Raw genomic sequence first — 13365 nt, forward strand, 5'->3', positions numbered from 1 at the left:
GTTGATATATTGAATATTAAGTGGGCATTATTATAACTGATTTTATAACGGTTCCTTCCTGTGAATCGGCAATAGCCTGATTTATCTCATGCAGCTGATAAAACCTGATAAGCTTATGGAATGGAAATTTCCCTTCCTTATATAGCTTTATAAGCTGCGGTATTAGAACCTGTTGAACACTGTCACCCTCCACGATACCTCTAATTGATAAGCTCCTTACATGTGAAGGATCCAATCCGTATGTGGATGGAGGCGAACTGACATAAGCAAGGCTTCCGCCATATTTAAGAGAATTAACGGCCTGCCGCCCAACCGCTCCATGCCCGGATGCCTCCAGGGCATAATCAACTCCACCATTGGTTATACGTTTTATCTCAGCTTCAACATCAACTTTACGGGAATTCAAAACATGAGTGGCACCCAATTCCCTTGCCAGCTCCAAGCGGTTATCGTGAATATCTACTGCAATTATGATTCCGCAATTTGCAGCTTTTGCCGCCATAACTGCGCTTAATCCTACCGCACCTGCACCAAAAACGGCAATACTTGAGCCGGCTTGTGCTTTAAAATAATTAAAAATCGTACCGCTTCCGGTTTGAATTCCGCAGCCTAGCGGCCCAAGATATTTCAAATCCAGGTCATCATCAACTTTTACAATGTTGTTTATATTGACAACAGCATAAGCTGCAAAGGAAGACTGCCCAAACAGTACGGATAAATCATCGTTATGATGATGAAGCCTTGTTGTACCGTCAATCATCCTCCCGCCGAAGTTAAGTTCATCATAAATATCGCATTTATATGGTGTGTTGTTAAGACAAGGCTGGCATTCTCCGCAATATGCATATCCTAAAACCACATGGTCCCCGGGCTTTACACCGGATACGCCCTCGCCTACCTTTTCCACAATGCCGGCACCTTCGTGGCCTAAAACAGCAGGCAGCGGAAAGTAGTACTCCTGATGTTGAATGTGTATATCAGTAAGGCAAATCCCCGAAGCGATGATTTTAACCAGCACTTCATCCGCTTTTGGTTCATCAAGAGTAACAGTTTCAATATTGAATTTTTCACCATGATTATGTAAAACTGCCGCTTGGATTTCCATAACTACACCTTCTCTCATCAATTATAGCATTTTCAGATAAAAATAAAAGAACATCAAGTTTTTTGCCGTTGATGTTCTATATAGCTCATAGTTTGATTTTATACATTATCTAATACATCATCTAGATCAACTGTTTCATTGTTTTCAATTTCCTTCAATCCTTTTTTAATTAATTCCATCATATGTTTATCACTTAGGATTTCATTAGTGGCTTCCATTTCTTCTTTTATCTTCAAATATTCAAGAAAATCAATAATTTCAGCTACTCTCTTTTCTGATATCGTATCAATAATTTCATGTGCTTTATCTCTTAATGGAGACATAATCTTGCACCTACCTCCTCTTGAAATCCATGTTCCCAAGAATTCCTATTACTAATATTTTACCAAAAATATTGGTTTTATTCTATTTAAAATTATTCAAATAAAACACCTGTTATACAGAGCCTGAAAACCCCTCCTGCTCAATGATAAAAATCAACAATAAGCTTCTATTATAGAAGAAGCCTTTTAAGAAACCTTCAGCTTCTTCAAGGCTTCCTCCAGGGTGTGCCAGGCCAGCACGGCGCATTTAACCCGGGCAGGCATGTTTGAAATGTTCTGAAAGGCCAGTGCGTCCTCCAGCTCTTCCAGTTCATTTTCTTCGGTTACGGTTTTCCGGATCATGCCGAGGAACAGCGCTGCCAGGCGCTCTGCCTCAGCAGTTGATTTTCCTTCAATGAGGTCTGCCATAATTGCGGCAGATGCCATGGATATGGCGCACCCGCTGCCTAAAATGGCGGCATTTTTAATTGTTCCGCCGTTCACCTTAAGTTCCAGGCTGATATCATCCCCGCAGCTGGGATTGACTCCCTGCACCTTGATATCCGGATTGTCAAGGGGATGCCTGTGCTTTTGGGAACGGCTGTATTGGGTGATAACTTCAGTGTATAGCTCATTCAGTTCCATAGCCAAGCCACCTCCTTGCCCCTTTTAAGCTGTCTGCCAGCCGGTCGATATCTTCTTTTGTATTGTAGAGGTATAGGCTGGCCCGGCAGGTGCTCTGCACACCCAGGTGGCGCATAAAGGGCTGGGCGCAATGGTGTCCGGAGCGGATTGCTATGCCGTCCGCATTGAGTATTGTGGCTACATCATGAGGATGAACCCCTTCCAATACAAAGGAAACCACACCGGTCCGGTCATCAAGGCAATCAGGTCCCACAATTTTAAGATGGGGGACTTCATGAAGCCTCTCCAGCATATAGGCTGTAAGCTCAACCTCAGCAGCCTGTAATTCATTCATGCCAACACTGTTCAAATAATCGATGGCGGCAGAAAGACCTGCGACGCCTCCTACGTTCTGAGTGCCTCCCTCGAATTTCTGGGGAGGAAACGCAAAGGTAGATGACTGCTCTTCAACATATTCGATCATATCGCCTCCGTACAGTAATGGAGGCATATCCAAAAGAAACTTCTCTTTTGCGTAAAGAACTCCGACACCCATGGGGCCCAGCATTTTATGGGCGGAAAAAGCGTAAAAGTCGGCATCCAGTAATGCTACGTCCACCGCCATGTGGGGGATACTTTGAGTACCGTCTACCACAACTGCTGCGCCTGCCTTATGGGCCCGTTCTATAACCTGCTCGATTGGGTTAACCGACCCTGTCACATTGGAGGCGTGGGCAACTGCCACCAGCTTTGTCCTTTCGGAAATTTTGCTTTTAATTTCCTCATAAGGAAGCCTCCCAGATTCGTCAGTGTACATATAGGTAAGTCTGGCCTGCCGGACCTGTGCCGCTATCTGCCAGGGCACCAGGTTGCTGTGGTGCTCGGAAACGGCCAGGACGATTTCATCGCCGGCCTCCTTTAAAAACATCCCGCAGCTTTTAGCTGCCAGGTTTAAAGATTCCGTCGCGCTTTTTGTAAAGACAATTTCTTCCGCCTTACCGGCCCCGATGAAAGCTTTGACTTTCTCCCTGGCCGATTCCAGCACCTTCGTGGCCTCCACGCTCAGGTCATAAGCTCCCCGGTGGGGATTTGCATTGGAAACTTTATAATATGAAGCAACGGCGTCAATCACGGCCTGGGGTTTTTGTGTCGTAGCCGCGTTGTCTAAATAGACCGGAAGCCGCCCCTTTTTATCTACTTGCTGTAGTAATGGAAAATCCTTTAAATATCTGCTCAAGGCCTTTCACCTCCTCCTTCAATGGAATTGCTCACAGTGTAAAGTATCTTATCCTGTATAAAATAATCCGGAATTTTTTCAACAATCGATGAAAAAGCAGCCTGGGCCAGCAGTTTTTTTGCTTCCGCCTCGCTGATTCCCCTGCTCATCAAATAGAATAGTATGCTGTCGTCAGGCCTGCCTGAGGTGGCCGCATGCTCCCCCTCCACATCGTCCTCTCCGCACAGAAGCAGGGGAACGGAAATATTTTTAACCTCCGGTCCCAGCATGAGCACGCTCTCCTCTTCCCGGCCTTTGGAGCCGGAGGCGCCGCTCACAAAATCCAGAGTGTCCCGGAGAACCTTTTTGCTCTTATCCATAAGGATGCCCTTGCCGCATATTTTGGAGACAGTTTTTCTCCCCCGGTGTTCCACCCGGTAGGACATATCCAGGGAGCGTTCACCGTTACCCAGGTAAATCACATCCAGGTTAGCGGCGGCTCCTTCTTCTTTGAGGATGAGGTTGCAGCTTGAAACAGGGCAGGCCCCGCCCATCTCGGCAATGATGACATCAAGCTGGGCCCCTGCTTCTACTATGCCTTCTATTGCGTCCGTATGGCCGGCTTTACCGTCAAGCATCTGCACCTTTATAAGCTTCACCTTGGAATCAGGACGGGCAATGACCCGCGTCCGTCCATAATGGTATACGGGCTTGTTGCTTTTGGATTCATAATTAAGGATCACCGAGGCACTGGATCCTTCCTCAGCATCGATGATGATATCGTCTACCAGGATTGGATTTTCGCCGTCCATATTAAAGGTCAGGATAACCGGCTTCTTTTCTGCACAGCCCTTGGGGATCCTGATAAAATACCTCCGGCTGCCATGGTCCTCAATGAAACTTCTCATTTCATCAGTTATAAAAAGGTTGGCTGCATCCTCTTCCTCAAATTCCAGCCTTTCAAAATTCTGCTGTATAACAACCTGGCCTACGGTACATACACCCGCCACACCGGCGTCCCATATACCTTCCGGCGAAATAAGGACAACTTCAGCGTCGTTTACACGGGAACGGTTCCAGGTCCTTACCGGCATTCTCTTCATTTTTATAGTCAATGGTTCCATTTTCATACCTCCTAACCGATGGTACCTTCCAGTTCAATACTGATAAGCCGGTTCATCTCCACCGCATACTCCAGGGGGAGCTCCTTGGCAATGGGCTCCACAAATCCCCGGACAATTGTGGCTTTGGCTTCCTCTTCCGTCAGACCCCTGGTCATAAGATAGAATACCGCCGCATCGCTTATTCTCCCTATCCTTGCTTCATGGCCTATATCCACCTTGTCGTTTCTGATATCCATAACCGGTATGGTATCCGTACGGGAAGCGCTGTCCATCATAAGCGATTCACAGACTATGGAGGATTTGGCTCCCGAAGCCTCCGGCAAAATGGTGATAGAGCTTCTGTATACGGCACACCCTCCGTCTTTGGAAATGGAGCGTGAACTCACAGTTGACGAGGTATTTGGCGCGGCGTGGACCACATTGGTTCCCGTGTCCAGATTTTGCCCCTTCCCCGCAAAGGTGATGCCGGTAAATGCAGACCGGGACCCTTCTCCCTTAAGGATGCTGGTGGGATAAAGCATGGTGGTATGGGAGCCGAAGGTGCCGGAAATCCACTCTATGCTGCCGTTTTTCTCGACGATGGCCCTCTTGGTATTAAGGTTCATCATGTTCTTCGACCAGTTTTCAATTGTGGAATACCTGAGAGAAGCCCCTTCCCTTACGTACAGCTCCACGCACCCGGCGTGGAGATTTACCACATTGTATTTGGGAGCCGAACATCCTTCTATAAAATGGGCGCTGGCGCCCTTTTCCACAACAATCAGAGTATGCTCGAACTGCCCTGCTCCGGGAGCATTGAGCCTGAAATAAGACTGAAGGGGAATATCAACGTGAATCCCTTGGGGCACATATACAAAGGAGCCTCCGGACCATACGGCGCCGTGCAAAGCCACAAACTTATGATCCTGTGGAGGCACCAGCTTCATAAAAAGCTCCCTTACAATGTCCTCATGCTCCCGCAGGGCTGTTTCCATATCGGTGTAAATGACTCCCTGGCTTAAGAGCTCCTGCTTTATATTATGGTAGACCACTTCCGAGTCGTATTGTGCGCCGGCTCCTGCCAGGTAGTTCCTCTCAGCCTGAGGAATCCCCAGGCGCTCGAAGGTGCTTTTGATATACTCCGGCACCTCGTTCCAGTTACTTTTCATTTTGGTGTCCGGCCTTACATAGGTTACTATTTCATCCATATTAAGCTCGTCAAGAGGCGGCCCCCAGGCCGGCAGGGGTGTTTGATCGTAGATTTCCAGCGAACGTAGGCGGTGCTCCAGCATCCAGAGCGGCTCATTTTTGACTTTTGAAATCTCCGCAACGATATCTGCTGAAAGGCCTTTACCCGTCTTATAGCCGCTTTTGTCCTCATCCCGGAAATCGAAGCGTTCCCTGTCAATATCCTTTAACATTGTTTTTTGCTTATCCATCATTACCCTCCTTTAACCAAGTACAGAGGCAAATCCGTCCCTGTTGATTTTATCGATGATGGAGGCATCGGAAGTCCTTATGATACGGCCCTCCGCCATGATATGGACATAGTCCACGGAAAGGCTTTGCAAAATCCTTGTTATATGAGTGATTATTAAAACCGCATTTTCTTTATTTTTATAACGCTGAAGGCTTTCAGAAATTGTTTTTACCGCATCGATATCCAGGCCGGAATCGGTCTCATCCAGTATGGCAAGCTTGGGGTTTAAAATTGACATTTGAAGGATCTCATTTTTCTTTTTTTCTCCGCCCGAAAAACCAACATTGAGATACCGGGCGGCATAAGAGGCGTCCATCCCCAGTTCCTCCATCTTAGCCCGAAGCTCCTTTCTAAAAGGTAAAAGCTTTATTTCCTCACCTGTATAAGCCGCTTTTGCAGTGCGCAGAAAATTTTCCACCGTTATTCCGGAAATCTCCTCCGGCGCCTGAAAGGAGAGAAACATGCCCCTTCTTGCCCGGGCGTCCGTCTTCTCTTCCGTAATATCCTCATCTTCGAAAAAAATGTTTCCTTTATCCACCCGGTACCGGGGATCACCCATGACTACGTTTGCCAGGGTGGACTTCCCGGCTCCGTTGGGCCCCATGAGTACATGCACTTCTCCAGGGTTGATTGCAATGTCAACCCCATTTAATATGGGTTGTCCGTTTACGGATGCATGCAAGTCCTTTATACTTAGTAAATTCTTTGGCATTTTTCGCACCTCCTTATCACCTCTCCTTGAGAATCGTTATCACTTTGAGGCTCATCCTTGCCTGCGGTATGCTTTATGGAGCAATGCTGTTCAACAGCGGCGTTGACAGCAATCAAGTCAAAAAGCCCGCCAATTTTTTTAACGGTGTCTTCATCCAATTGGGAAATATAGTCCTCAATTCCCTTCATCAGTTTTTTATAATGCTCGTCGCATCCCCGGCAGGCTGCTTCACCGCTGTCCGTCAACTTGTAATACACTTCCTTTTTATTGCCGTCAATCCGGTATGGTTCCAGGTATCCTTTGGCTTCAAGCTTTTTGGCAAACTGGGCCACTGCGCCGTTGGTCATTCCCAGGTATTGTGACAGCTCGCTGGCTTTGGTATTTTCATTGTTCTGTATGCACTTTAAAAGGCTGATATCCGAATAGGTCAGCTTATGATCCGTCCCGTAATTTCTGGCAATCTTTGCTTCACAGCTCATGATATTCAAAGTCTGATACAGTTTTTTTATCAGTTTTTCTTTTTTATACATTTCACATCACCTATAAATATTATATAGTTACTAAACAAAAAACACAATATTTTTTAGTTACTAAAAAATATTGTGTCAATATTATTATAAAATTATACCATTTATAAATTTTTGTTTTCTTAATGACGCCTGTTCATATTTACTGCAAAAATGGGCTGCTAATTTTGAACGATTATTTTCAAGGCAGTGAGCCTTAGAACTTGCAGAACCCGAACTGCAATGGAGTGTTCAAAATTGAGCAGCCTCTTATATTACCTTTGCTGAAGATATTCCGCCATTAATAACCCGCATTCCAGCTGAATGGCAACCAGCTTTTTAATAGGAACCACTTCATAATCTATAAGCTGCTCCAGTTCTATACTCAGCTTTTTCAAATTTTCTTCGGAGCGCTTAAATGCATCTTCCAGAGCAGCTTTCTTTTGTTGGTTATCCTCATTTATATCCGCCATCTTTTTTAATTGGCTTTCGTTGGCCCTGACCAGCAGGCCATAAGACAGCATTTTATAGAACCTGGTGATTAATAAATTGGCAAACTTCTCGGCCACTGTTGCTTTCCTGGCAAAATCCGGGTTTTCCGTAACCATTTTTATGGTGGCTTCGTTTGATTCCCAGTTATTGATAAAGGCCTCCAGCGCCAGCCTGAAAGGATTGTTTTTATCGATATACTGCATAACATTCTCCAGCGTGGTTTTGATAAACGTATCTGATTTTTCACTGAATTTAAGGCTCAGGAGGACGGCATCCTTCCTACTCATATCCGATTCAGACATGTCGTTTATTCTCTTATCGTAAAAATAAGGCAATTCGGTTAAAAGCGTAAAGGCTCCGTATTTTTCCTTGGCATAATCGGCGGTGCAGGTTCCCACTTTAATAATTTCTTCAGGATTTTTTACACCGTAAGCCTCCAGGTAGTCATAGTTTTGGCGGATGCCCAGGCTTTGGTATATGGCAGTATCGTATGCCACACAGTAAGGCGCTTCCGGCTCCCCTAAATTAAGAGGGATCCCCTGTTTTTTTGCGGCATTTCTCATATGGTCATAAATTTCCCCGGACTCTTCTGTAATGTACCAGTAAACCCCTCCAAAGCCGGCATTGTGCAAGGAGTAGATAAATTTTGGCTTTATTTCATCTATAAGCTTCATCATGGCTTTGGTTTCAGCTATAGTATTATGGAAATGCAAATTCTTGTAATCGGTTGGATAAGTCCAGTCTACCTGCTGGTGCCCTGCAGGCCTGAAAAAGTTCCGGGCGTAGTTATAAAGGGTATAGGGGCCTTTGAACCAGTTTTCATTAAGCTTTGTGCCGTCTGCATCCCAGGCTTTAATAATATACCATGTATAATCCAGCTCATCCCTTAAAGCTTTATTGGACGCAAGCTCCGCGGTAAAATACTCCAGCATCATGGCTCCAATGGGTTCGTTTGGGTGAGGGCAGCCGAACATAAGCGCATTATTTGACCCCTTCCCTATCTTCAGGCAGTAAATGGGATGATTTCTTCTTGTCCTTCCCATTTCAAATATTTCCACTGCTTCCGGAAAATCCTCGGCCAGTTTTTTGCTGCTTGCATCCATTTCTTCCACCGTTAAAAATTCTTTGTAATCGGGCACATTTTTTATTAAGTCATCAAATATTTTTTTCATTAATAACCTCCAATGATTAAATGATGCACATCATTTTAAGCTAAGGGTATCCGGAGATATGCGTTGCGTTTTGAACGGCGCAATAAGCATTGTGAGAGCCTTAGAACTTGCAGAACTCGAACGCAGCGAAGGCCGTGTTCAAAACGCAACCGCACCAACCGGACATTAGAATTATTTTAAATCCGTAAAGGTATATTCTGCCCAACCCCATTTTCCTGCACCGTCTATGGGAAGATTTACATAGGCAGAATTATTTGCATCGTAGACTGCATAAGAAACGATTGGAATGTAGGGAAGATCTTTGGCCAGCAGCGTCTGGGCTTCTTTGTAAATCTCCGCCCTCTTTTCCTGGTCTCCCGTTGCCGCCCCTTGAAGCATTAAATCGTCAAATTGGGGATTGCTGTACTCTCCGTAATTGTTTCCTGAGCCTGTCCCATAACGTTTACCCAGGGCAGCAGGATCCGGTCCCATAAAACCGCCTTGCATTTCAATCATGAAATCTCTGTTGATGCCGACTTTCTGGCTCCATGCATTGTATTCGTGGACAGCAACATCTAAGCCTATGCCTGCCTGCGCTAAAGTGGCTTCTAAAAGCTTTGCAACATCAGGGTTTCCGCTTCCCTGGAATACGTCTAAGGTGATACCCGTTACATAGAAGCCTTCTGCATTTTTCTTATAGCCGGCATCCTCCAGTATTTTTTTAGCCTCTTCGATATTGAATCCGGGAGATGTATCCTCGGTATTTGCCGCCCATTCTATAAGAGAGGGATACATACTGTACTCCGGCTTCTGCACTCCGTTAAAAACCTTCTGGGAAATTTCTTCTTTGTTGATGGCAGCTGCGATGGCCCGCCTTAAATTAACGTCCTGCAATACTTCATTTTTTAAATTGAATATCAGCCTTACAGGCGAAGGGTATTCATTCAAGGCCAGTCTGATTTTATCGTTTGATTTGAGCTGGTCTACGCTGGCGGAAGGCACGTTTTCAAATACGTCGACCTCCCCGTTGATTAATGCCTGTACGGCAGTTTGCTCATCAGGGATAATTGAAAAAATAAGCTTGTCAAGCTTTGGCGCCCCTTCGTGATAATCCGCATTAGGAACCAGGGTAACGCTCACGCCCTGCTTAAATTCGGAGAATTTGAAGGGGCCTGAGCCGATGGGGTTCTTTGAGGCCGGGTTGTCCTCCCATTTCTGTCCGTTATTGTATATGTGTTCGGGCAGTATGAAACAGGCATACCATCCCAAATCGGCAACAAAGGAAACATCGGGGTTGTTCATTTTAAATACAACCGTATTGTCATCCGGCGCTTCAATGGAATCGACTATTCCCAGCCTGGAGCTGAAATAATATGTGCTGTTTGCTTTAATGGTGTCAAAGGTGTATTTGACGTCCTTGCTTGTTACAGGTTTCCCGTCATGCCATTTGGCGTTTTCCTTCAGGTTAAAGGTAATAGTTAAGCCGTCATCGCTTACCTTCCAGTCTTTAGCCAGATCCGGTATAATTTGCTTTGACGCATCTAATTTTACAAGGCGGTTATAGATGTTCTGGTTGGCCGCATAAGCATAGTCATCTGCCAATGTATCCGGATTAAATGACATTGGATCTCCATTGGCTCTTACGATCAGTATTTTTTCCTTTTGGGTATTGTTTCCTCCTTCAGTCTTAGTGCCTGAGCACCCGGCTATTGCAGTTGAAATTAAAGCCAGGATTACTGTTGTCAATAAAATTTTTCTTTTCATTATTTATCCCTCCTATCAATGTTAGGGGGCACACCTTCTCTTTTTAAGTATAAATCCGGGGCAGCCGAAGGCATGTCTCCAATTTATCTATCGCATGCCACTGTATGTCCGCCTCCTATATCTACAGTGGCAGGATATTTTATAAAACACTCTTTATGGGCATTAAAGCACCTTGGGGCAAAATAGCAGCCCGGACCGGGGTTAACCGGCGTAGGCGGTTCCCCCTGGATTTTAATAATTTCCGTAACCTCTTCCGGGTCTATGGACGAACAATTGGATATAAGGGCCTGTGTATAGGGGTGCAGCGGATGGTTTATAACTGTATCGCTGTCGCCGTACTCAACCACCCTTCCTAAATACATAACGGCTATTTTGTCCGATACATACCTGGTCAGTGCTATGTCATGGCTTATAAAAATCACAGCCGCATTCTTCTCTTTGCTTAATGCCAGCAGCATGTTGACAATATCCGCCCGAACCGACACATCCAGCATGGAAACCGGCTCGTCGGCGATAATAAACTTAGGTTCAAACAGCATGGAACGCAAAATTGATATCCTTTGGAGCTGGCCTCCCGATAACTCGTGAGGGTATCTTTTCATTATGTCCTCTGCCGGGCGAAGCCCCCCTGATTCCAGTGCCTTTAAGCAAATTTCCCTTCTTTCCTCGTTTGTTTGTCCGATGCCATGGATTTTTAAGGGCCTGACCATGATTTTTTCTATGGTATCCCTGGGCGTAAAGGTATCAAAGGGGTTTTGAAAGACGATTTGCACCATCCGCCTGAATTCCCTGGCGTTTTTCCTGATAATTTCCCCGGCGGATATATCGTCTATATATACATCGCCTGTTGTGGGATTTTCAAGCCTGGCAAGTACCCTCCCCAAAGTGGATTTTCCGCAGCCGCTTTCACCTATGACCCCCAGTACTTGTCCTCTTTCCAGCTCTAAAGAAACCTGGTCTACTGCCTTTATCCACTGTTTTTCCTTTTGCAGCATTTTTATAAGGCTTTTATTTTTATGGGGATACCACATGGAAATCCCGTCGATCTTTATATATGGTTTACTTTTCTCCACTTCACATCTCACCTCCGTACAGATGACACCGTACTATCCTGCCCTTTTCCGTCTCCCGGAATTCCGGCCTTTCCTGCTTGCATTTATCCTTTGCCTGCCGGCATCTCGGTTCAAAAATGCATCCTGTTGCTTCCTTTGATAAATCCGGCAGGTAGCCGCCTATACCGGCAAGCTTGGACTTGTCTCCCTTAAGGGAAGGAAAGGATTTTAAAAGCCCTTCCGTATACGGATGCTTCGGACATTTTAAAACATCCTTGGCATATCCCAATTCCATGAACTCTCCTGCATACATTACGGCAATTTTATTGCAGGAAGCCGATACAACCGAAATGTCATGGGTGATCATAATTCTGGTTACATCCATATTTTTTTCCATTTTCACTATTTCATCGAGTATCTGTCCTTGGGTTACAACATCAAGGGCAGTGGTAGCCTCGTCAAGTATCAGCAATTTAGGGTTATGTATAAGGCTTAGGGCAATGGACACTCTTTGCAGCATACCCCCCGACAGCTCGTGGGGATACATGGTGTATACTCTTTCCGAAAGGTTCACCAGCTTGAGCAGGTAAGTAATCCTGTCAAATATCTCCCCCTTGGCTGCATCGGGATTATGTACTTTATATATGTCTTCAATTTGTGTCCCTATCCTGTGTACCGGACTCAGCGAATTCATGGACTTTTGAAATACCACCGCCAGTTCCTTCCACCTTATATCCTTTAAGTCGCTTTCCTTCAGTTTGGTCAATTCCTTGCCTATAAAATTGGCACTGCCTGTTATCTCCGTGTTTTTTTCGGGTAACAATCTCAACAGCGCCATTGCCAGTGTAGATTTGCCTGAACCGGATTCCCCCACAATACCCAGCGAATCCCCTTTATTAATTTTTAAGCCGGCATTTTTAACAGCATATATCCTTTTATCCTTGTTGATATAAGTCACGCAAAAATCTCTCAATTCCAAAATCTGCTCCACTATTCCGCCCCCTTCCTGTTGATATGCTTGGGGTCAAGCACGTGGTTTATACCGTCTCCAAGCAAATAAAATACCGTTACCGTAGCAACAATTGCAAGGCCGGCAAAAGTTGCTATCCACCAGGCGCTGGTGATGTACTGCTTGCCTACATATATCATCTGCCCCCAGCTTATGGCATTTGGATCGCCCAGCCCTAAAAAGCTAAGGCCGGCTTCCGTCAATATGGCGTTTGACATGCCTATTGTGGTATTTGCCACCACGGGAAATATGCCGTTGGGAATTATATATTTAAACAGTACCTGAAATTTGCCCTCCCCCATTGCAACTGCGCTTTTTACAAAGGTTCTTTCTTTTAAGGAAAGGGCCTGGGCCCTCATTAACTTTGCATTGCTTGGCCAGGTCGTTATGCCGATGACGATCATAACGTTGGCAATACTGTTGCCGAACAGTGCCACAACCAATAAAATAAGGAAAAAGGTAGGCAGCATCATAAACATGTTGATGAGCTCCGAAACCATAAGGTCTGGCTTTCCCCCGAAATAACCTGCTATTCCTCCGATTAAAACTCCCAAAACTCCCGAAATCAACGCTGAAATAACCGCTATCATAAGGGAAGTCCGGGTTCCGTAAATTATCATGCTGTATATATCCTGTCCCAAATGGTTGGTCCCCAGAAGATGGCCCTTTTCCCCCAATCCGCTCAAAATATCCGGACCGAAGGAATATGGGTCAAAGGGAGCAATTACAGGGGCAAACACTACAATAAGCAAAAGAATTATAATGCTGAAAAATCCAAATCCAAGCTGCCTGTCGCTCCTTATTGCTTTTATGGTATCTTTGGCATACTTCTTAATATCCATCATCACA

13 protein-coding genes are annotated in these 13365 nt (G+C 45.3%); all 13 read right to left on the minus strand.

Annotated elements, in window-relative coordinates:
• Positions 1–16 precede the first annotated feature (16 nt).
• Positions 17–1105, minus strand: coding sequence for an NAD(P)-dependent alcohol dehydrogenase (locus tag OXPF_RS15685; RefSeq protein WP_054876179.1), 1089 nt, complete (start codon positions 1103–1105; stop codon positions 17–19).
• 98 nt (positions 1106–1203) lie between these two features.
• Positions 1204–1428: a hypothetical protein gene (locus tag OXPF_RS15690; RefSeq protein WP_054876180.1), complete on the minus strand. Its 225-nt coding sequence runs from the start codon at positions 1426–1428 to the stop codon at positions 1204–1206.
• Between the two features lie 186 nt (positions 1429–1614).
• Positions 1615–2052 (minus strand): Fe-S cluster assembly sulfur transfer protein SufU, encoded by a 438-nt coding sequence (gene sufU / locus OXPF_RS15695; protein WP_054876181.1) that lies wholly within the window; start codon positions 2050–2052, stop codon positions 1615–1617.
• Positions 2039–3268: a cysteine desulfurase gene (locus OXPF_RS15700; protein ID WP_054876182.1), complete on the minus strand. Its 1230-nt coding sequence runs from the start codon at positions 3266–3268 to the stop codon at positions 2039–2041. Before OXPF_RS15700 ends, sufU begins: the two co-directional genes overlap by 14 nt.
• Positions 3265–4371: a SufD family Fe-S cluster assembly protein gene (locus OXPF_RS15705; protein ID WP_054876183.1), complete on the minus strand. Its 1107-nt coding sequence runs from the start codon at positions 4369–4371 to the stop codon at positions 3265–3267. Before OXPF_RS15705 ends, OXPF_RS15700 begins: the two co-directional genes overlap by 4 nt.
• An 11-nt stretch (positions 4372–4382) precedes the next feature.
• Positions 4383–5789 carry a Fe-S cluster assembly protein SufB gene (gene sufB, locus OXPF_RS15710; protein ID WP_054876184.1) on the minus strand — a complete coding sequence of 469 codons (1407 nt, stop codon included), beginning with the start codon at positions 5787–5789 and terminating at the stop codon, positions 4383–4385.
• Positions 5790–5801: 12 nt separating this feature from the next.
• A complete protein-coding gene (gene sufC, locus OXPF_RS15715) occupies positions 5802–6542 on the minus strand; it encodes a Fe-S cluster assembly ATPase SufC (RefSeq protein WP_054876185.1) in 741 nt (246 codons plus the stop codon).
• Entirely contained in the window at positions 6524–7072 is a 549-nt protein-coding gene (locus OXPF_RS15720; protein WP_054876186.1) for a MarR family transcriptional regulator, read from the minus strand. The genes sufC and OXPF_RS15720 overlap by 19 nt, the downstream gene beginning before the upstream one ends.
• Before the next feature lie 251 nt (positions 7073–7323).
• Positions 7324–8712: a M14 family zinc carboxypeptidase gene (locus OXPF_RS15725; protein ID WP_054876187.1), complete on the minus strand. Its 1389-nt coding sequence runs from the start codon at positions 8710–8712 to the stop codon at positions 7324–7326.
• A 171-nt stretch (positions 8713–8883) separates the two neighbouring features.
• Positions 8884–10455: an ABC transporter substrate-binding protein gene (locus tag OXPF_RS15730; protein WP_054876188.1), complete on the minus strand. Its 1572-nt coding sequence runs from the start codon at positions 10453–10455 to the stop codon at positions 8884–8886.
• Between the two features lie 83 nt (positions 10456–10538).
• Positions 10539–11528 carry an oligopeptide/dipeptide ABC transporter ATP-binding protein gene (locus OXPF_RS15735; RefSeq protein WP_201779729.1) on the minus strand — a complete coding sequence of 330 codons (990 nt, stop codon included), beginning with the start codon at positions 11526–11528 and terminating at the stop codon, positions 10539–10541.
• 1 nt (position 11529) lies between these two features.
• Complete coding sequence (locus tag OXPF_RS15740; protein ID WP_054876189.1) at positions 11530–12498, minus strand: ABC transporter ATP-binding protein; 969 nt, start codon at positions 12496–12498, stop codon at positions 11530–11532.
• Positions 12498–13361: an ABC transporter permease gene (locus tag OXPF_RS15745; RefSeq protein ID WP_201779730.1), complete on the minus strand. Its 864-nt coding sequence runs from the start codon at positions 13359–13361 to the stop codon at positions 12498–12500. The genes OXPF_RS15740 and OXPF_RS15745 overlap by 1 nt, the downstream gene beginning before the upstream one ends.
• Between the last annotated feature and the right edge of the window lie 4 nt (positions 13362–13365).

It is taken from the genome of Oxobacter pfennigii (assembly GCF_001317355.1).
GTDB lineage: Bacteria > Bacillota > Clostridia > Clostridiales > Oxobacteraceae > Oxobacter > Oxobacter pfennigii.